Here is a 19,932-nt window from a genome sequence, read left to right as displayed (position 1 = left end):
TATGACCTTAAAACACTGGGCCCTGGTCGGTGGGGCGGTAGCGTGTTCGATCGGTCAGTTTTCTCCTTTAGAGCTTCCAGCAGCAGCGCTTGAATATAAATAAATGAACGATCTGTCCCGCCCAAAATTTAACGCTCAGTCAATCGCCGGCGTGAAACTCAGCAAGCCACGCCACGAATACCCTCTTGCGCCAATGGCCAGTGCGCCAGTGCAGTTAGTATTCTGGGGGCAGTGGATTATTGCTACTGTCATACAGGTAGCATTGCTAGTGGCGCTTACGCTGGATAAGTCCGGTGACGTACCCTCCGCGTACCGGATCCTGGCTGTTGTATCTGCGCTTCTTGCGGTGCCGCTTTGTGCATTGTTCCGTTTGTACAGCACCCGCAATGGCTATCTGGTAGGAATTGCCAGATTGGCGGCAGTGTGGGCGACTCTGACCGGCACGCTGATTTTTATTGGATTCGTAACCAAAACGACAGAGGTATATTCACGAGAAGTGGTTCTTCAGTGGATAGCTGGTGGATTTGCCTTACAGGCAGTCGCGTACCTGTCGTTGCAGAGGCTCGCTAGAAAGTTTGAGGGTAAGCTGAGTGCGTCAACAGCTTCGGTTGTTATTGGTTCTGGCCAACTTGCGTTCAATCTGGCCACCAAGCTCCGATATGAGCGCAAAGAACAAATGCTTGGTATTGTTGCGCTTGATGACGATCAGGAATCTGATCTGGTGCAAACAACCTACTTTCCGACACTGGGAGTGGTAAGCCAGCTGCGCTCCTTGCTTCAGGAGAATAATGTAGATCGGGTCTACATAGCGCTTCCCGCCAGGGAAACTGATCAGATCGAAGGGCTATATGTAGATTTGCTGGATGCGAATGTCGACGTTATATGGGTTCCTGACTTCGCAAACCTGAAGCTGCTCAATCACAGTATCCACAATCTTGGAGGGCTCGCGGCAATACACTTGAACGAGAGCCCTCTAACCTCGTATCCAGGTAGTGCGTTGATGAAATCGTTCATGGACCGATCGGTTGCCTTGCTTGGCCTCGTTCTGGCCAGCCCGGTTCTTTTGGCTTGCGCGGTGGCGGTGAGAATTTCCTCCCCTGGCCCGATTCTCTTCAAGCAAAAGCGCCATGGTTGGAACGGAAATATTATTAACGTCCTGAAATTTCGTTCGATGAAGGTTCACAATGATGTTCAGGTTAAACAGGCGCAGAAGGAAGACCCGAGAGTAACCAGGGTTGGGCGCTTTCTTCGCCGTTCATCTCTCGATGAATTGCCTCAATTATTCAACGTCTTGCGTGGAGACATGTCTTTAGTGGGGCCCCGGCCGCATGCTGTAGCTCATAACGACTACTACTCAGACAAAATTCTTGCTTACATGGCCCGTCATCGTATTAAACCCGGCATTACCGGGCTTGCCCAGATCAGCGGTTATCGTGGTGAAACCGATACGATCGATAAAATGCAAAAACGAGTGGAGTTGGACCTGGAATACATCAACCACTGGAGTCTTTGGTTGGATATCAAAATCCTGCTCAAAACACCATTTACGCTGCTGTCTAAGAACATCTATTGAGCACAAGCGGAAAAATTTTAATGAAATCCCTTCGGAACCGTCGTTTAACCGTCTTTGTACCTGCGCTTATAGCGTCATCAGCACTGAATGCCGCACCATGGCTTGAACCGGGCGATTTGAGAGCCAGGCACGCCGTTCAGAAACTGGCAGATCGTGGCCATTACGAGCGGGGTGTAACGACCTGGCCGATTATGTGGAATGACATAGATAGTGGGATAACGACTGGCGTTTCCAGCGACCTTCCCGCTACCGGTTCCCAAAATGCCTATTTGCGTTTCGAACGAACAGAACAGGGGCGCTCCGGGTTCCGCTCAGAAATCATGGTTGGGGGCACTTCTGAGCCTGGTTTTGTGAGAGGTTTCCAACAAAAACCGAGGGAAGAGGGTGAGGTAGCCCTGACGGTTCAGTGGCAAGGTGAATACCTGGCCATGGGATTATCGCCTCAATACGCCGCCAACCCGTCAGATGATAAGGATTTCCGTGCAGACGGCTCCTATGTGGCTGGCGTTGTTGGAAACTGGGTGGTCGGAGTTGGTGCCATTGATCGCTGGTGGGGGCCAGGTTGGCAATCGTCTTTGCTCCTCTCTACAAATGCCAGGCCAATGCCAGCGGTGTTCGTGAACCGAGCCGATACAGCCGCACCAGAGCACCCTTGGCTTAGCTGGATTGGCCCCTGGAATCTCACCGTCTTTGCGGGGCAGATGGAAAAAGAGCGTGTCGTTCCTGAAACACGCCTGGTAGGAATGCGGTTGGCCTTAAGGCCCATAACCGGGCTGGATATAGGCTTCTCGCGGGCTATTATGTTTGGCGGAGAAGGTTATTCTCAGAGCCTCTCTACCTTCTGGGATGCTTTCATCGGTGACGATAACGCCTATGACGGCTCAGACCCGGGTAACCAGTTGGGTGCCATTGATATTCGCTATGGTTTCCCAGTTGGTGAGCAAACCATGAGTTTTTATGTAGAGATGATGGGAGAAGACGAAGCCGGTTACATGCCCTCCCGGAAGTCCTGGTTGTTCGGAACAGACTGGACCACTCAGTTAATGAGCGCTGACCAACAGTGGTTTGTTGAGTATGCCAACACTCTGGCCGACGATCTTTTTGGCAGTACCATTCCCGATTATGCCTACAGTCATGGCCGATACAGAACAGGCTACCAGTACTTGGGCAGAAACATGGCCTCAACATTTGATGGCGATTCGGAAACCCTCACAGTAGGGCTGTTTCATTTCATGAATAATGGCAGCGACCTTAGCTTCTCACTCAGCCACGCCAACCTGAACAAAGATGGCAGAAATCGAGTTGTTCAGCCCGATAACAAGATCGCCTACTTTGTGCCAGATGGCGCGCAAAAAGTTGTTATAGCCAGCGCAGGGTATGGAACAGAATTCATGAACGGTTGGTTGAACCTGAATGTTCAAGCCACGGACAAAAAAATCCGGCTGCTAGGCGGTGAACAAGACCAGTGGTCTGCTGCAGCAAGCTGGACTTACCGCTTTTGATCGACTTCGCACACAAACAAATGGAATCAGCCCAAGTGAATTTGAAAAAGCTGTTACTGGCACTCGCGATACTGTTCCCTTTGGCGGCTGGTGCCCAGGCTCCCAGCCAAGCCCAGATCGAGCAATTCAAGCGTCTACCCCAGGCTCAACAAGAAGCATTGGCACGTCAATATGGTGTGGATCTTGGCAGTCTTACCGGCGCCCAACGCACCACCCAGCGTCCGGAACAGGTCAACGTAGTAGAGCCGGTAACCACCATTACCGATGAAGAGCGAGACCGGGCTCGAGAACAAAGAGAACAGGAAGACAAACAAACCACTAAAAACGGTGGCCTCAAGCCTTACGGCTACGACCTCTTCGCCGGCAGCCCCACCACTTTCGCACCGGTCACAGAAATCCCCGTCCCCTCCGATTACACCCTGGGCCCGGGCGACGTACTGCGCATACAAATGTGGGGCAATCAGAACCAGAATCTGGAACTGCCCATCAGCCGCGATGGCACCATCAGCTTCCCGGATTCCGGCCCGGTCACCGTGGCAGGCCTGAGCTTCGACGAAGCCCGCCAACAAATCCGCAAGCGGGTATCCGAACAGTACATCGGCGTAGAAGCCTCCATTACCCTGGGCGAACTGCGCAGCATGCGCGTATTCGTGCTGGGTGAGGCCCGCAACCCCGGCTCCTACACCGTCAGTTCCCTGTCTACCATCACCAACGCCCTGTATGTCTCCGGCGGGGTAAAGCAAAACGGCTCCCTGCGTAACGTACAACACAAACGCAACGGCAAACTCGTGGGCACCCTGGACCTGTACGACCTGCTCCTAAAAGGCGACAGCAGCGCAGACAATCGCCTGCAGCCGGGCGATGTCATCTTCATCCCGCCTGTAGGCAAACGCGCCGGCATAGAAGGCGAGGTATACCGCCCGGCCCTGTACGAACTCAAAGGCGACAACACCCTGGCCGACCTGGTGCGCATGGCTGGCGGCCTCACCCCACAGGCCTACCCCCAGCGAGTTAACATCGAGCGTACCAACGAAGATTTCCTGCGCATCATCGCAGAGGCAGACTACACCGCCCAACAGGGCCAAAACGCCCGCGTACAAGCCGGCGACCGTGTTCGCATACCGTCTATCTCAGACATCACCGGCCAATACGTGGAAGTAAAAGGTGCAGCCACCCGTGCCGGCAAATTTGCCTGGATGCCGGGTATGCGCGTGAGTTCCATAATTCGAAACCTGGACGCCGATCTGCTCCCGGTTGCAGACAAGCAATACGCAGCGGTGGTTCGTACCAACCCCAAAGACGACACCATTTCCGTGCTTAACCTCCGCCTCAGAGACGCGGTGCGAAGCCCGGGCGGCGAGCACGACCTGGTTCTGGAAGAGCGAGACCGCCTGTTCCTGTTTTCAGATGCAGGCAAAGTAGATCTGCAGCAGAAACCAGAAAATGAGCGCGAGAACGAGGCTTTAGCCAACGCTGAGAAAGGCGCGTCAGAACAGGGCCCGGAGAATTTCACCCGGGAACGCCTGTTCGCTCCGGTTCTCCAACGCCTGAAAGCCCAAGCCCGGCCAGGCAGCCCCCAACAAACCATCCGCATCAGTGGCCCGGTACGTTACCCCGGCGAATACCCCATGCCCGCTACCCGCAGCCTGGCGGATGCGGTATTTGTTGCTGGCGGGTTGAAAGACTCCGCCTCTCTATATCAAGCTGAAGTGGCCCGTTACACCACCGATGACGATGGCATCGGCCAGACCAACATCCTCAACGTGAACCTGGCAGACGCCATGGCCGGCAACGCAGACCTCAGCCTGCAAAGCCGCGACACCATCCTGATCAAATCCATCCCGGATTTCGCCAAAACCCGCACTATCACCCTGGCTGGTGAAGTCCGTTACCCCGGCGAATACACCTTCCGCGACGGCGAAACCCTGAAAGACGTACTGCAAAGGGCAGGGGGACTGACCAGTAACGCCTTCCCCCGTGGCGCCGTTTTCACCCGCGAAAAACTTCGACGGCTCGAAGAGCAGCGCCTGCGTGAAGCCGAAGAACGACTGCAAGGCGACCTTCTTGGAATCCAGTTGGAAGGTAACAGCTTCGGCGGCCAAAGTGCGGAAAGGGCCCAGCAGGTACAAGACCTGCTGGAAGACGTGCAAAACAGCCGCCCAGTCGGCCGAATGGTCATAGACCTGGCCGCTGTACTGGAAAACGAAAACTACCAAGCCATCCGCCTGCAAGACGGCGACCGGCTAACCGTGCCGATCATCCCGCAGTCCGTTTCCGTATTTGGCGAAGTACAATTCCCCACCAGCCACCTGCACCAGGCCGGCCTGACCGTGGATGACTATTTAGAACGCTCCGGCGGCCCAACCCGCCAGGCAGACGAAAGCCGAGTCTACGTAGTAAAAGCCGACGGCTCCGTAACGCTCCCCCAACGCAGCCGCTGGTTCGGCGGCAGAAGCCAACAACTCGAGCCCGGCGACACCATCATCATGCCGATCGACGTAGACCGCCTGAACCAGCTCGAACTCTGGACCAACGTAAGCCAGATCGTCTACCAAATCGCCTTGGGCGCCGCCGCCGTCGGCAACCTGTAATATCAGCGGCCAAGGGTCTGACCCCGAATGGGGTCTGACCCACAAGGTAAAATTTTTAACAAAGGCACAAACAACGTGGCCGAACAAACCATGAACCAAACACCAAACTACCCAGACGACGAAATAGACCTCCGAGAACTCTTCGCCACCCTATGGCAAGGAAAATGGCTTATCCTGGGTTTAACATTCGTCTTCGCCGCCGCAGGCATAGCCTACGCCTTATACAAACCCAATATCTACCAGTCAAGCGTCCTCCTGGCCCCAGCCAACGATGAAAACAAGCTGGGCGGTATTAGTGGCCAGCTCGGTGGCCTGGCGAGCCTGGCGGGTATCAGCCTGGGTGGAGGAAACTCCAATCAGACTGTTATTGCTAAAGAGGTTCTACAGTCACGGGCCTTCCTCACATCCTTCATCCACCGCCATAACCTGGTGATTCCTTTATATGCCGTCAAAGGTTGGCGAGAGGAAACCGATGAATGGATTTACGACACAGATGTCTACAACCCGAATACGGGAGAATGGTTGCCAGACCGTAAAGGTAAGAGTCAAGAGCCCACCAACTGGGATTTGGTAAAGGCCTTCAGAGAAGACCACCTCAGTGTGAGCGAGGCCAAAGACACCGGCATGATCACTGTGAGTGTAAAACACTACTCACCCCGCGCGGCGCAGCAGTGGGCGCAATGGTTGGTGCACGATATTAATGAGCACATGCGAGTACAGGATGTTGAAGAAGCAGAAGCGAGCATTGCCTACCTGGACGCCAAACTCAAGGAAACCAACATCGCCGGCATGCAGCAGGTGTTTTACCAACTCATCGAAAACGAAACCCGCACGGTAATGCTTGCCAATGCTCAACGGGAATATGTGTTCCGCACCGTAGACCCGGCAGTGGTTCCGGAAGAAAAGAGTGAACCTAAACGTGCACTAATTGTGGTGATTGCCACTCTGCTGGGTGGAATGTTGGGCGTATTTTTGGTCTTCATAAGAGCGTTTATCAACAACGACAACCGCAATGATCATGGGCCGCGGGAAACGTCGCAGGCTCTGTCCGCCAACGAATGAAACACCTTTTAATCAGGCTTACCAATCTCGGGCTCCGGGGCACAACCCTGGTCAGCAAATTCCTGCTGATTTTTATGCTGGCGAGATTTCTGGAGCCTGCGGAGTTGGGCCTGTACGGCCTTCTGACGGTAACCATCAGCTATGGGCTCTATTTTCTGGGCTTTGATTTCTACATATTCACTACCCGTGAGATCCTGAAAGCAGAGCCGGAAAACCGAGGCCAGCTGCTTAAGAGTCAGGTTGCTCTCAGTCTGATCTTGTACGCGGTATTCCTGCCGCTTACTGTCGGTTTGTTCGCCCTGGAATTGCTCCCTTGGTGGTTGCTTCCTTGGTTTCTGGTCATTCTGGTATTGGAGCATATAACCCAGGAACTGAACCGCCTTCTGGTGGCGCTGCAAAGGCAACTCGTCGCTAGTTGGGTATTGTTCTTCCGCGCCGGCGCCTGGTGTGTGGCGGTGGTCGCCGTTATGTTTCTCAATGAGCCCAGCCAGGAACTGCCAACCGTACTTACCGGTTGGATAGCCGGCAGCAGTATTGGGATGTTGATTGGTGTAGCCGTTTTATGGCGAATACCCATGGGTGGCTGGCTCAAAAGAGTAGATTGGAAGTGGTTGAGAAAAGGCCTGAAGATTGCGATTCCCATGCTGATTGCCACACTGGCATTGCGTGGCATCTACACTGTAGATCGGTACTGGTTTGAGGCCCTGGCAGGGCTGGATGTGCTGGGTGCCTACGTACTGTTTATTGGCATGTGCATGGCGTTGTTGGGCTTTATGGATGCGGGCGTATTTACTTTCCTATACCCGGCTATGATCGCTGCCCATGCCAACAACAATGCCGCAGAGTTCCGGAAAAAGTACCACCAATTGGCCTGGCAGACGATAGCCCTCACTGCGCTGTTCTCTGCGTGTGCGTGGCTGGCGGCCATGCCATTACTGCAGTGGCTGGATAAACCGCTTTATCTTGAGCGTATTGATCTGTTTGCCTGGCTGCTTCTCTCCACCGGTCTGTTCGTTGTCGGCATGATCCCGCATTATGGCTTGTACGCCAGAGGCAAAGACAAGGCGCTGATTATTGCCCACATCGCCGGATTCGCGGTTTTTCTGGCCAGTACCGCAACCTTGGCGCCCATAGCGGGAGAGTTGGCAGTGCCTTTTGGGCTGATATCCGCCTTCGTATTTATGCTGGTCTGGAAAACCTTCCAGTTCTACCGATTAACACCCGCCGACTGGCGGTGATACCATTCATCTTTACAGTAAAATCCAGAGAAAGTGACTATGTTCGAAAATTCCACCATCCTCGTCACCGGCGGCACCGGCTCCTTCGGCCACAAATTCATTCCAATGACCCTGGAAAAGTACAACCCCAAGAAAATCATCGTGTTTTCCCGGGACGAAATGAAGCAGTGGGAGATGGCCAAGCTGTTTCAGGGCGACGACCGCCTGCGCTTCTTCATTGGCGATGTGCGCGACAGAGACCGCTTATACCGGGCGTTGGATGGTGTGGATTACGTAGTGCATGCTGCGGCCACCAAAATTGTACCCACGGCCGAGTACAACCCGTTCGAATGCGTAAAAACCAACATCCACGGTGCCATGAACCTGATCGATGCCTCCATCGATAAAGGCATTAAAGGCGTGGTTGCCCTTTCTACCGATAAAGCCAGCAGCCCCATCAACCTGTACGGTGCCACCAAGCTGGCGTCCGACAAGCTGTTTGTGGCTGGCAACTCCTACGCCGGTGGCCACCAAACCAAGTTCTCTGTGGTTCGGTATGGCAACGTAATGGGTTCCCGCGGCTCAGTTATCCCGTTTTTTATGTCTATCAAAGAGAATGGCGTGCTGCCGATCACAGACCCGCGTATGACTCGGTTCATGATCAGCCTGGAGCAGGGCGTGGAGCTGGTATGGCATGCCTTTGAAGACATGGTGGGTGGCGAGATCTATGTGAAGAAGATTCCTTCGATGAAGGTGACCGATCTGGCTCGCGTTGTGGCACCAGAAGCCAAGCAGGAAGTGGTAGGGATTCGCCCGGGTGAAAAACTGCATGAGCAGATGATTGGGGCCGAGGATTCATACTTCACCTACGAGTACCCCGAGCACTTCAAGATCCTGCCCAACATCAATGACTGGGGAACCTGTAAAGATCGCATCAAAGATGGCAAGCCGGTGCCCGAAGGCTTTGTGTACGCCAGCGATAACAACACCGAGTGGATGACGGACGAAGAGTTGCAAGCCTGGATCGACCGCCACAACAGCGAAATTGGCAAGATCTGATCATGATTCCCTACGGTAAGCAGGACATTAACCAGGCAGATATCGATGCGGTACTGGAGGTGCTGAAGTCAGACTTCCTGACTCAGGGCCCGATGGTGCCTAAATTTGAACAGGCGGTGGCAAGCCACGTGGGGGCCGAGTATGCCCTCGCGGTGAACAGCGCCACCTCTGCTTTGCACATTGCCTGCCTGGCATTGGGCCTGGGGGAGAGCGACTGGTTATGGACCACGCCTGTTACCTTTGTGGCCTCCGCCAACTGCGGCGTGTATTGCGGTGCCAGGGTCGATTTTGTGGATATCGACCCACAAACCTACAACCTCTGCCCGGTTGCGTTGAAGAAAAAACTTGAGCTGGCAAAGCAGGAAAACCGTTTGCCAAAAGTGGTGGTAGCGGTTCACTTGTGTGGCCAGCCGTGCAATATGGAAGCGATTGGCTCCCTTGCAAAGGAGTATGGCTTCAGATTGATTGAAGACGCATCCCACGCGATTGGCGGCAAATATCGGGACGAGTTCATCGGCAACTGCCGTTACAGCGATATCACTGTGTTCAGCTTCCACCCGGTCAAGATTGTGACGACGGCCGAGGGCGGTATGGCGGTAACCAACGATGCGCGGTTGGCGGAAAAAATGAATCTGTTGCGCAGCCACGGCATTACCCGAGACCCATCCTTGATGACCCATGAACCAGATGGGCCCTGGTATTACCAGCAAGTGGATCTGGGCTTTAATTACCGGATGACAGAATTGCAGGCAGCGCTGGGTGTAAGCCAGATGCAGCGGCTGGATGCGTTTGTGGCCCGCCGGCACGAGTTGGCAGCACGGTATAACCAACTGCTGGCGGATTTGCCTATCGTGCTGCCCTGGCAGCACCCGGACAGCTATTCCGGCCTGCACCTTTACGTTATTCGCCTGAAGCTGGACAGTATTTCCAGAACTCATAGAGAGGTGTTTGAATCTTTACGGGCACAGGGCATAGGCGTCAACCTGCACTACATCCCGGTACACACGCAGCCGTACTACGAAGCGATGGGTTTTGAACCAGAGAGCTTTCCGCAGTCCATGGCCTACTACCGGGAGGCTATCAGCCTGCCGATGTTCCAGGGCCTTACGGACAATCAGCAGGACGAAGTGGTTGCAGCGCTTCGCAAGGCGCTGGCGGTAAAATGACCATGACAACAGTAGCCATTATCCCCGCCCGCGGCGGCAGCAAGCGCATTCCACGCAAAAACATTAAAGCGTTCTGCGGCAAACCGATGATTGCCTGGTCTATTGAGGCCGCACTGGAAAGCGGCTGTTTTGACCGGGTGATCGTGTCGACGGATGATGAGGAAATTGCTGCGGTTGCCCGGCAATACGGAGCTGAAACCCCCTTCATGCGCCCGGCCCAACTCTCGGACGACTACACCGGAACCATCCCCGTTATCCGGCATGCGGTTGAATGGTTGGCCGATAGTGGCTGCGCGGTGTCTCAAGCCTGCTGTATCTACGCGACCGCCCCATTCGTTTCCCCTGAAGATCTGAAGCGGGGCCAGCAACTGCTGGAAAGCGAAGCCTGCAGCTATGCTTTCTCGGTAACCAGCTACGCCTTCCCCATCCAGCGCGCTATTCGCATCACCGGTGGCGGGCGGGTAGCCATGTTTAATCCGGAACACTTCGGAACTCGATCCCAGGATCTTGAAGAAGCCTGGCACGACGCAGGCCAGTTCTATTGGGGAACGGCCCAAGCCTGGACGGAAGAGCGCCCGATCTTCTCAGAGGATGCAGCCCCCGTAACGCTACCGAGGCACCGGGTTCAGGATATCGATACCCCGGAAGACTGGGTACGAGCCGAGTGGCTGTTCAAAGCCATGCAAGAGCAGGGCGCCCAATAATGCGGATCGCCTTCCGGGCAGATGCCTCCGTTCAAATCGGTACAGGCCACGTTATGCGTTGCCTTACCCTGGCAGACGCGCTGCGTGATCAGGGGCATGAATGCCTCTTTATATGCCGGGATCACCCGGGAAACCTTTCCGAAGTGATCGCCCAGCGTGGGTTTGAGCTCTATCTGCTGAGTCAGGAGATGAGGGCATTACACAGTACTGGTAGCGAAGATGCTGCTACCCCCGAGCACGCCCAGTGGTTGGGCGTACCGTGGCAGCAGGATGCAGAGCAAACACTTAATGCACTTAACGGCCAAAAAACAGATTGGTTGGTGGTAGATCACTACGCCCTGGATGCACGATGGGAACGCAGGGTAGGCGCCCATGCGAACAAAATCATGGTAATTGATGACATTGCTGACCGGCCCCATGAATGCCAATTACTGCTAGATCAAAACCTGGGCCGGAAGGCTCAGGACTATAATGGCTTGCTTCCAGAAACCTGTACCCGGCTAATTGGCCCTCACTACGCGCTTTTGAGGCCCGAATTTGCCGAACTCCGGGAAGCCAGCCTGGAGCGTAGGCAAACTCCCAAACTCGAACGCATATTAATCACACTGGGTGGTGTAGATCAGGACAACGTAACCGGCCAAGTGTTAGGCGCACTAGCGCAAAGCTCATTGCCACCGGAAACTGAACTGGACATAGTGATGGGGGCGTCCGCCCCGGCCCTTGAGCAGGTTCGACGGCAAGCAGAAACGCTCCCGTACCGAGCCACAGTGGGCGTGAATGTGACCGATATGGCGAAGCGTATGTGTACGGCGGATTTTTGCATTGGTGCCGCCGGAAGTACCTCCTGGGAACGTTGTTGTTTAGGATTGCCAACAGTAACGATGGTTTTGGCTGAAAACCAGAAAGAAGCGGCAGAGGCAATTGCGAGGAAAGGTGCGGCATTTGTTATTAAGAACACTGAGCACTTGCAGACGGAGTTAGACTGTCTGTTAACCGACAATCAATTAGCCGAAAAATTAGTTGCCATGAGTAAGGCTGGTACTTCGTTAGTGGATGGCTTGGGGTGCCAGCGAGTGATAAATCATTTAGGAACCGACTGACAAGGGCATAAAACAATGACTGAGCTTCCGGCCCAATTTGGCACAATTAGACCAATACAAGATTCTGAACTGGAATTGATGCTTGCGTGGCGTAACGAGCCGTCTGTCAGAGAGAACATGTATACCACACATGAAATATCACCAGGCGAACATCAGGCGTGGTGGGCTAAAGTTCAAGGTTCCGACGTTCATAAATACTTCATCTATGAGCAAGACAAGCAGGCAGTGGGCGTGGTCGGTTTTACAGGCATTGACCAAGCAAACGGGAATTCATCCTGGGCCTTTTACGCTTCGCCCAACGCACCCAGAGGAACTGGCAGCAGGATGGAGTTATTGGCGTTGAATTATGCTTTTGATGAGCTAAAACTCCATAAACTTTGCTGTGAAGTGCTTGCCTTCAACACGCCTGTGATCAAACTGCATGAAAAGTTCGGGTTCAAAGTGGAAGGTATCCTGCGAGATCAATACAAGCGGGACGACAAATACGTTGATATCTACCGGCTTGGCCTCTTGTCGGACGAATGGGCGGAGCAACGCCCTAAGATGCAAGAGAAACTTATTCGTTTGATTGGGGGCTGAATATGTCAAAGGAAATCAGCATCGCTGGCCGTAAGATTGGGCGGAACCATCCTCCCTACATAATTGCCGAACTCTCTGCTAACCATAACGGAAAGCTCGAGACGGCCATGCGCATTATTGAAGAAGCGAAAAAAGCAGGTGCAGATGCCGTAAAGCTCCAAACCTATCGGCCCGATACGATTACGCTGAACTCTGACGCTGAGGAGTTTCGAATCAAGGGTGGGTTGTGGGATGGCCGAACACTCTATGAGCTATATGAAGAGGCTCATATGCCGTGGGAGTGGCACAAACCGTTATTCGAACATGCACGCAAGGTGGGTATTCCGATTTTTAGCTCACCCTTTGACAATACCGCTGTGGATTTGCTCGAAGATTTGAACGCACCGGCATATAAGATAGCCTCGTTCGAGGCGGTCGACCTGCCGCTGATCCGTTACGTTGCGTCCACTGGAAAACCCATGATTATTTCAACCGGTATGGCCGATGCGGAAGAGATCGCAGAAGCGATCGCTGCAGCGCGCGATGGCGGTTGCCAGCAGTTGGCGATATTGCATTGTGTGAGTGGATATCCGGCACCTGCTGAAGATTACAACCTACGAACCATTCCGGATATGGTTGAGCGCTTCGGCTTGGTTACCGGACTGTCCGACCACACTATTGACAATACAACGGCCATCGCAAGTGTTGTTCTGGGTGCTTCTCTGATTGAAAAGCATTTTACACTGGACAGGAATGGTGGTGGTCCTGATGACAGTTTTTCACTAGAGCCGGCAGACCTCGCCGCGCTTTGTCGAGATAGCAAGACTGCATGGAAGGCTTTAGGAAACGTTGATTATGGCCAAAAATCCAGTGAACAAGGAAATGTGCAGTTCAGACGATCTCTATATTTTATAAAGGACATGAACAAAGGTGACATAATTGGCCCAGATTGCATTAGAAGTGTGAGGCCTGGTTATGGCTTACCGCCAAAGCATACGGATTGGGTGATTGGAAGGAGAGTATCCAAAAGGATTGCTGCTTATACACCGGTAGTCAGAGAAGCGTTGGAACCAAGCGTCAACTCGGGCTAAACGAATATCTAGCTAATTTCTTTTGGGCATCTGCCACCCCCTCCCCCCCCCGCCCGCGTGGCTATGTCTCCTGCGACAAATATAAATTGCGCTTTAAACGAAGCGCAGTGCCTTCGCTGTTTATGGAGTATCCTTTGCTTAATAGGTTTTATCATGAAGTTGATGTTTATTGAAATAAGATCTAAAACCGAGCTGTTTGAGAGTGTTGCATATGAACTATCAACCTTGAAGCCCGAGTTGGAGTTGAGTTGGTTAGTAATGAATCCGTTTTATAGGCCAAAGCGAGGTACACTATATGAGTTAGGCTTTCCAAAAATAGAAAATATAGATGACTTCAAGTTTGATGATTTAGATAAAAAGGTTATCTCAAGCGATCGGTTTACTATTCATTTCAATCGAGAGCCATGGTATTACCCTTATTACCGTGAAAGAATTGAGCATGCTATAACCGAAGAAGATCCCGACTTTATTGTTGGTGAGCTTGGAACTTTCTATGCGCACTACGCATGTTTGATCGCCAAAAAACTGGGTATCCCGTTTTATGATATAGAGAGCGCGCGATTTCCAAATGGGTGTATAAGCATATTTCAATACGATCAATGGAACCCGGTAAAAATCCAGAATGTTTCTGATTCCGATGTTTGGGATTATCTAGAGTACTACAAAAAAAATAGGCCAGTTCCAGATTATATGGGAAAGAGTTCTAAAAGATTTTGGAGGATGAAAAAGGGGTTCTTAAAAAAACTCGATATCCTAAAGGTGTTAGCTGGATTTTTATATGGAGAGGTGTTTAACACGCAAAACCCATTAGAAAATTTTGTTGAAAAGAAGAAAGTAAGCAATCAGTTACGATTGTGGGACAGGGTTAGCGTCGATTTAGATACTCTTCGTAAATTGAAGAAGAATGTTCTGCTCTATCCGCTTCAAATGCAGCCTGAGTTTAACCTTGAGGTTTGGGGAGCTCCGAATAATAACCAATTAGACGTAATAAAAAAACTTGCGTTCGCTCTTCCAAGTGACTGGGTTTTACTGTTGAAAACTAATCCAAAGCCGTATTTCGAAATGAATAGGTTGGAAATAATCGATCTCAGCTCCAAAGGAAATATATATTTCTTAGATCGGGCTGTACCTATGGCTGATATTTCTGATGTGTGTGATATGGTCGCAACTGTAACCGGAACAATCCAGATAGAGCGGCTATTGGCCGGGAAACCCGTTTATATAATCGGTGATACACCGTTTAGTGACTTCAGCGCCATAAAAGCTAGTATCGATTCCCTTTCGGAAGCAGATATCTCTGGAGGTAAGGATTGCCAGATAGATAACGATGTATCTTTCAAAGTGGCGAAATTTCTCTTGGAACATGGCATTCCAGGAGAGGTGAGTGAACCGATTTCCGATCCCAAATGCTTACGAGCTGATAATGTCTCGAAGCTGGCTCATGCTTTGCTCCGTGTGTTAGGAGAACAAGGAAGTAATGACACCATTTAGCGTTATTTTCGGGTCTTTATTTTTTTACCTAAGCGTGTGGTTAGTTGCCCCAGTTGAGGTAAAATATGCGCCTTCTTTGGAAGCCGTCTTATTACTCGTGATGGGACAGCTTTCCCTGGTCATCGGGTGGATGTCCTGCCAACTATTTATCCCCAGTATTGCGAAGCCAGCTAAGATTGAATTAACGAATTCATACCTGAGAAGTCTAGGAGCAGCTTTCAATATGCTTCTTCTGTTAGCTATCATGAGCGTGTTTTTTAAATTTGTGGACAAGGTCATAATAAGGGATGTTTTGTCATTTAGTAGCGCTGCCGAAAGACGGTATTCTCTAGAGTCAACGTCGATATTTGGAGTTCTTGCCGGGCCGTTCTATGCTTTATGCTTAAGTTTGCCAGCTTTCCTAAATGTTCTTGATTTAAAGGGATATTCAAGGTTATTTGTAATTGTACTTTTTTTTATTCCTGCTATTGAAATTTTGTTTATAGGGAGTCGGGGTATTGTTCTCGTTACCCTATTCATCTTGTTTTTTTATACTAGATTCGTTTTTAAGGTGAAAACGCTTTCAGTGGTGATTCTTTCAATTGTCGGTGTTGCTCTCTTTTATGTTTCAGGCATGATTTTACTGAATAGGCTAGAGGCGCATGGTATTTCCCCCTTATATAGTGCTTTCCATAGTAATTATGCATTCACATTAGTTCCGAGTAGTTTGGGGGCGTCTCTTGCCGAAGATGGAGGGATTTTTTCTGTTTTCTATTTTGTAATAATAAACTTCGCACAATATTATCTTCACGGGGCTTTAGAGTTTTCTTTTTTGCTCGATAATTTTGAGGAGTATGACCATCAGTTCGGCGTGTACACATTTAGCGTGATAGCCAAATTTTTTGGTGTTTCGGTTGGCCCCGATTTTTTGGAGTCAGCTTCGCCTCGATCTGGCATTTACACCACAATCCTAGGTCCACTTTGGGTGGATTTCGGTTTCTTTTCTTTCCTTTTTTTGTCGGCGTGGGCGATGGTCATGACCCTATGCTATTATAAGTTTCGCAGTGGTAAAATAGAATATCTTCCACTCTACTCGTATATGTCAGCAGTCGTTTTTTTTGCTCCGGTTGTAAATTTAATACAGAGCGCGCTTGGTGTTTACATATTAGTTTCGTTTGTCACGACGATATTGTCTGTAAAAGTCTTCAGGTGCGGATTTCGTCTGGTCGCACGACGATGAGTTTTCTGTGGTTATCAGAGACGGCTAATAACGATCTGAAAAAACTTAGCTACAGAGGCATTCTTAGTTCAGGATTATTTTTTCAATTTAGTGAAAGGTTTTCAATGTTCGGAATTTGGAGGCATAGGTTTGAATACTGCTGTTATATTCGGTGGTGCAGGATTTATAGGCCTTTATTTTGCTAAATTTCTTTTAGAAAAGGAAAGCATAGATAAAGCCTACATTGTTGATAATCAATCTCTTGATGAAAAGCCGAGTGACTTTAGAAGGCGTCTTTTTGACGCTGATCCTTGCATCGAATACAAAGCTGTTGATGTTCGTGAAAAACTAGATTGGGTTCCGTCGGAAGATGTGTCGTTGATTGCAAACTTTGCGGCGATTCATCGGGAGCCCGGTCACGAAGATTATGAATATTACGAGACCAATTTGCTAGGCGCAGAGAATGTGTGTGCATTTGCAGAGAAGGTGAACTGTAACCGCTTGGTGTTCACCAGCTCTATCTCTCCTTATGGGCCGAGTGAAGAAGTAAGAACAGAGTCATCGTTGCCGGTTCCTGCAACCGCTTACGGCGGCTCGAAGTTGGTTGCTGAAAAAATACATCAGATCTGGCAGGCCAGGGACGAGGTTAATCGTCGTCTGGTGATTGTTCGCCCAGGTGTAGTATTTGGTCCCGGCGAAGGCGGTAACGTATCTCGGCTGATCAAAGCTGTTCTTGGACGTTACTTTTTTTATATGGGCAACCGAAACACAAGGAAAGCAGGTACTTACGTTAAAGAACTGTGTGGGGCTATTTGTTGGGTTTTGGAGAACCAGGATAAGCATGGCGAAAAAATAAGCCTGTTTAATATGAGCATGAACCCGGGTCCATCTATCCAAGAGTACGTTGATACTATTTGTGATGTGGCTGGAGTTAAACGCCGGGTCCCTAATATATCGTATAAGGTACTTTTAACTTGTTCGTACGTCATTGAATTCTTCGCCAAGCCTTTGGGTATAAGTCATCCCTTCAGTCCGGTGAGGATTAGAAAATTGGTGCGATCAAACAATATACGACCCCAGTATCTTTTAGATAAAGGGTATTCCTATCAATATTCCTTGCGTGCGGCTTTTGAAGATTGGAAGAAAGAATGTCCCGAGGAATGGAGTTAAGAACAGATGATTAACGAGAACCTTACCAAGTTACGCATTGCGTGTATCGTGCCTACGTTCAATGGGAGGGATGACCTAGAGCGGTTACTTGACAGCATGCAGTGCCAAACCACACAGTTTGACCTGTTAATCGTCGACTCTAGCTCGTCTGACGGCACTGGAGAGCTGGCGCAACGTCGACAATTATGTGGGCAAGTAACGCAACTTGTTGTCATCCCCGGGGCAGAATTTAACCATGGCGGCACGCGTCAGAAGATGGTGAATGATTTCCCCGACTATGATGTTTATGTCTTTCTAACTCAGGACGCTTATCTTGAGGATAAAGACGCCATTCGAAATATTCTGACTCCGTTGGCGGACAGCAGCGTTGGCGCGGTTTGTGGTCGTCAGCTACCTCACTATGAGGCAAACCCTTTGGCGCAACATGCCAGGTTTTTTAACTATCCTCCGGTTTCACGGGTCAAATCCAAGGATGACATACCGGCTTTAGGTATTAAGGCTGCTTTTATATCCAATTCATTCGCTGCATACCGCCGAGAGGCATTACAAGAAGTGGGAGGATTTCCAGAGCACGTTATTTTTGCCGAAGACATGTATGTAGCTGCAAAGATGTTACTTGCAGACTTTAAGGTAGCGTACGCCGGAGACGCCTGCTGCCGTCATTCTCATAATTATACTGTTTCCGAGGAGTTCCGACGGTATTTCGATATGGGGGTGTTTCATTCTCGAGAGCCCTGGATACGTCAGGAGTTTGGAGGTGCCGGCGGAGAAGGCTTGAAGTATGTGAAGTCAGAGATTGAGTTTTTAGGAATCAGGAGAAGCTATTTGTGGCCCGGGGCCTTACTACGCAACGCCGTTAAGTTGATAGCCTACAAGTTGGGGCAGCGTGAGCGCAAGTTGTCGGTTCGATTAAAAAGGAAGATCGGAATGTACCGGGGTTATTGGCTTGGGCCGTTTGCGGGGACTAACCCGGATTTCTCATAGGTCCCCAGCAAGTCTCGCAGACTGTGCGGGTTACCGCCATTACCGCTCATTGGCGGCCGTGACTGATCAATAATCGATCAATTCCTGTTGTCCGGACACACGGCCCCCTTTCCCCCATTGAGTCGGGCCGGGGGAGCCCGGGCTTCTATCCCGGAACCAGTTGACGCACCAGGTCAGAGAGTTCGTCTTTGTAAGGATAGGCATCGCTCATCAACACCCGTATGCGCCGAGTGTTGCGAATGATGACCGCGCCCACCTTGATCAGCTTCAGCCGCAGGTTACTGGCGCTCATTCTCTCGAAGGGCGTCTTCTTCAAGTGGGCCCGTAATCGCTCGAACAGCGTGTAGGCAAAGCCCGACAGGAGCAACCGCCACTGATTGGTCCACCACCGCGTGCTGGAGGTGCGATCTGCGAACAGACACAACTGCTGATCCTTGATCCGGTTTTCCATGTCACCCCGGGCACAGTATTGCTCGTAGTAGAGTTTAACGCCGTCGTCGTAACGGGAACTGATAATGAACCTGGGGTTGGCACCCAGTTCGCCTTCCTCCAGACGCGCGATCACCCAGCGGGGGTGTTTCCAGGTTCGGGCCTGGTACTGGAACCGGTAGGTGGCGGAGACTTTTTCACCCAGTTCGTTGTGAGCCTTGCGAACCAGCATCGAGGGTACGTCTACCTCCTTGAGCAGCCGGCTGTTCTTGCTGATGCCGACCAGATAGTCCACGTTGTTCCGGTCGCACCAGCTCAGCAATCGGGGACGGTAAAAGCCGCTGTCACCCCGGAACACGATGCGGGTATCCGGCCAGTACTGCCGAATGAACTTCACCAGCAAGGCCAGAATGGCCCAGCTGTGGCGGCTGTCGCTTCGGTTGCTGGTGCGCAGGTAGCTCACCAGCAGATGGCGACCGCAGAACACGTACAGTGGGAAGTAACAATGGTGATCGTAGTAGGCGTTAAAGAACTTGCCGGGCTGGTCGCCATGCACCGGAACATCGGTGCCATCAAAATCCAGCACAATTTCCTTGGGTGGAGTCTCGTGCTGTTCAATGAAGTGATGCCACAGCAGTTCGTGGGCTTTGACCACCGCCTGCCGGTCCACGCGCTGTTCCATGCGGCACAAGGTCGATTTGCCCGCCAGAATGGCATCTTCACCGGTCGCGGTCTGAAGTGCCTGATCAGTGCGTAGCGCCTCGTGATCGTTCAGGTCTTCGTACCCGGCGGCCACGCCAAAGACCCGCTGCCGGATCATGGTCTGAAGCTTGTGGCGAACCAGTACCGGATTACGGGCATCGTTCAGAACCGTAGCCAGGCGCTGAGTGAGCTGGTGTTGTTTGTCGACTTCGCGAAGTAGGAGCAATCCGGCATCGGAGGTAATGTGGCCACCGGAGAAGTCGGCTTCAATTTGACGGCGAGAGAGTGGCGAGAAGGTCAGTTTTTCAGGTACCATTTTGGAAGCGGCTGTTGGT

16 protein-coding genes are annotated in these 19,932 nt (G+C 51.4%); 15 read left to right on the top strand and 1 reads right to left on the bottom strand.

Translation table 11 applies throughout. The features are described 5' to 3' along the window. Positions 1 to 193: 193 nt before the first annotated feature. From ACNSOI_RS12895 to ACNSOI_RS12825, 15 genes are all read left to right on the top strand, one after another. Entirely contained in the window at positions 194 to 1,573 is a 1,380-nt protein-coding gene (locus ACNSOI_RS12895; protein ID WP_420195724.1) for an undecaprenyl-phosphate glucose phosphotransferase, read from the top strand. Beyond that, positions 1,570 to 3,075 (top strand): capsule assembly Wzi family protein, encoded by a 1,506-nt coding sequence (locus tag ACNSOI_RS12890; RefSeq protein WP_244178273.1) that lies wholly within the window; start codon positions 1,570 to 1,572, stop codon positions 3,073 to 3,075. Before ACNSOI_RS12895 ends, ACNSOI_RS12890 begins: the two co-directional genes overlap by 4 nt. Before the next feature lie 35 nt (positions 3,076 to 3,110). Further along, positions 3,111 to 5,666 (top strand): SLBB domain-containing protein, encoded by a 2,556-nt coding sequence (locus ACNSOI_RS12885; RefSeq protein ID WP_420194212.1) that lies wholly within the window; start codon positions 3,111 to 3,113, stop codon positions 5,664 to 5,666. 90 nt (positions 5,667 to 5,756) lie between these two features. Further along, positions 5,757 to 6,728, top strand: coding sequence for a Wzz/FepE/Etk N-terminal domain-containing protein (locus ACNSOI_RS12880; RefSeq protein ID WP_420195723.1), 972 nt, complete (start codon positions 5,757 to 5,759; stop codon positions 6,726 to 6,728). Beyond that, the gene (locus ACNSOI_RS12875) at positions 6,725 to 7,966 is read left to right on the top strand and encodes a lipopolysaccharide biosynthesis protein (RefSeq protein WP_420194211.1); all 1,242 of its coding nucleotides are present in this window, start codon (positions 6,725 to 6,727) and stop codon (positions 7,964 to 7,966) included. The genes ACNSOI_RS12880 and ACNSOI_RS12875 overlap by 4 nt, the downstream gene beginning before the upstream one ends. 39 nt (positions 7,967 to 8,005) lie before the next feature. Next, the gene (gene pseB, locus ACNSOI_RS12870; RefSeq protein WP_420194210.1) at positions 8,006 to 9,004 is read left to right on the top strand and encodes a UDP-N-acetylglucosamine 4,6-dehydratase (inverting); all 999 of its coding nucleotides are present in this window, start codon (positions 8,006 to 8,008) and stop codon (positions 9,002 to 9,004) included. Positions 9,005 to 9,006: 2 nt separating this feature from the next. Beyond that, the gene (gene pseC / locus ACNSOI_RS12865; protein WP_420194209.1) at positions 9,007 to 10,170 is read left to right on the top strand and encodes a UDP-4-amino-4,6-dideoxy-N-acetyl-beta-L-altrosamine transaminase; all 1,164 of its coding nucleotides are present in this window, start codon (positions 9,007 to 9,009) and stop codon (positions 10,168 to 10,170) included. Further along, the gene (gene pseF, locus ACNSOI_RS12860) at positions 10,167 to 10,874 is read left to right on the top strand and encodes a pseudaminic acid cytidylyltransferase (protein ID WP_420194208.1); all 708 of its coding nucleotides are present in this window, start codon (positions 10,167 to 10,169) and stop codon (positions 10,872 to 10,874) included. The genes pseC and pseF overlap by 4 nt, the downstream gene beginning before the upstream one ends. Further along, on the top strand, positions 10,874 to 11,974 hold the full coding sequence (gene pseG / locus ACNSOI_RS12855; RefSeq protein WP_420194207.1) for a UDP-2,4-diacetamido-2,4,6-trideoxy-beta-L-altropyranose hydrolase: 1,101 nt from the start codon (positions 10,874 to 10,876) through the stop codon (positions 11,972 to 11,974). Before pseF ends, pseG begins: the two co-directional genes overlap by 1 nt. A 15-nt stretch (positions 11,975 to 11,989) precedes the next feature. Then, a complete protein-coding gene (gene pseH / locus ACNSOI_RS12850) occupies positions 11,990 to 12,553 on the top strand; it encodes a UDP-4-amino-4,6-dideoxy-N-acetyl-beta-L-altrosamine N-acetyltransferase (RefSeq protein ID WP_420194206.1) in 564 nt (187 codons plus the stop codon). 2 nt (positions 12,554 to 12,555) lie between these two features. Continuing rightward, positions 12,556 to 13,623, top strand: a complete 1,068-nt coding sequence (pseI, locus tag ACNSOI_RS12845; protein ID WP_420194205.1) for a pseudaminic acid synthase — start codon at positions 12,556 to 12,558, stop codon at positions 13,621 to 13,623. A gap of 153 nt (positions 13,624 to 13,776) precedes the next feature. Then, positions 13,777 to 15,114 carry a hypothetical protein gene (locus ACNSOI_RS12840; RefSeq protein WP_420194204.1) on the top strand — a complete coding sequence of 446 codons (1,338 nt, stop codon included), beginning with the start codon at positions 13,777 to 13,779 and terminating at the stop codon, positions 15,112 to 15,114. Next, positions 15,101 to 16,333 carry a hypothetical protein gene (locus ACNSOI_RS12835; protein ID WP_420194203.1) on the top strand — a complete coding sequence of 411 codons (1,233 nt, stop codon included), beginning with the start codon at positions 15,101 to 15,103 and terminating at the stop codon, positions 16,331 to 16,333. The genes ACNSOI_RS12840 and ACNSOI_RS12835 overlap by 14 nt, the downstream gene beginning before the upstream one ends. A gap of 129 nt (positions 16,334 to 16,462) precedes the next feature. Next, positions 16,463 to 17,482, top strand: coding sequence for an NAD-dependent epimerase/dehydratase family protein (locus tag ACNSOI_RS12830; protein WP_420194202.1), 1,020 nt, complete (start codon positions 16,463 to 16,465; stop codon positions 17,480 to 17,482). A gap of 6 nt (positions 17,483 to 17,488) precedes the next feature. Beyond that, positions 17,489 to 18,466: a glycosyltransferase gene (locus ACNSOI_RS12825; RefSeq protein WP_420194201.1), complete on the top strand. Its 978-nt coding sequence runs from the start codon at positions 17,489 to 17,491 to the stop codon at positions 18,464 to 18,466. Positions 18,467 to 18,611: 145 nt separating this feature from the next. Here ACNSOI_RS12825 and ACNSOI_RS12820 read toward each other — a convergent pair whose 3' ends face one another. Beyond that, on the bottom strand, positions 18,612 to 19,913 hold the full coding sequence (locus ACNSOI_RS12820; RefSeq protein WP_420194073.1) for an IS1380 family transposase: 1,302 nt from the start codon (positions 19,911 to 19,913) through the stop codon (positions 18,612 to 18,614). Positions 19,914 to 19,932: the final 19 nt, after the last annotated feature.

The sequence above is a fragment of the Marinobacter sp. GH_1 genome (assembly GCF_048595985.1).
Lineage (GTDB): Bacteria > Pseudomonadota > Gammaproteobacteria > Pseudomonadales > Oleiphilaceae > Marinobacter > Marinobacter shengliensis.
This window is presented reverse-complemented; position numbering and strand designations above follow the sequence as displayed.

Coding starts and splice junctions, on each gene's coding strand:
- ACNSOI_RS12895 (WP_420195724.1), top strand. CDS start 194: ATGGCCAGTGCGCCAGTGCAGTTAGTATTCTGGGGGCAGTGGATTATT.
- ACNSOI_RS12880 (WP_420195723.1), top strand. CDS start 5,757: ATGAACCAAACACCAAACTACCCAGACGACGAAATAGACCTCCGAGAA.
- ACNSOI_RS12875 (WP_420194211.1), top strand. CDS start 6,725: ATGAAACACCTTTTAATCAGGCTTACCAATCTCGGGCTCCGGGGCACA.
- pseB (WP_420194210.1), top strand. CDS start 8,006: ATGTTCGAAAATTCCACCATCCTCGTCACCGGCGGCACCGGCTCCTTC.
- pseC (WP_420194209.1), top strand. CDS start 9,007: ATGATTCCCTACGGTAAGCAGGACATTAACCAGGCAGATATCGATGCG.
- pseF (WP_420194208.1), top strand. CDS start 10,167: ATGACCATGACAACAGTAGCCATTATCCCCGCCCGCGGCGGCAGCAAG.
- pseG (WP_420194207.1), top strand. CDS start 10,874: ATGCGGATCGCCTTCCGGGCAGATGCCTCCGTTCAAATCGGTACAGGC.
- pseH (WP_420194206.1), top strand. CDS start 11,990: ATGACTGAGCTTCCGGCCCAATTTGGCACAATTAGACCAATACAAGAT.
- pseI (WP_420194205.1), top strand. CDS start 12,556: ATGTCAAAGGAAATCAGCATCGCTGGCCGTAAGATTGGGCGGAACCAT.
- ACNSOI_RS12840 (WP_420194204.1), top strand. CDS start 13,777: ATGAAGTTGATGTTTATTGAAATAAGATCTAAAACCGAGCTGTTTGAG.
- ACNSOI_RS12835 (WP_420194203.1), top strand. CDS start 15,101: ATGACACCATTTAGCGTTATTTTCGGGTCTTTATTTTTTTACCTAAGC.
- ACNSOI_RS12825 (WP_420194201.1), top strand. CDS start 17,489: ATGATTAACGAGAACCTTACCAAGTTACGCATTGCGTGTATCGTGCCT.
- ACNSOI_RS12820 (WP_420194073.1), bottom strand. CDS start 19,913: ATGGTACCTGAAAAACTGACCTTCTCGCCACTCTCTCGCCGTCAAATT.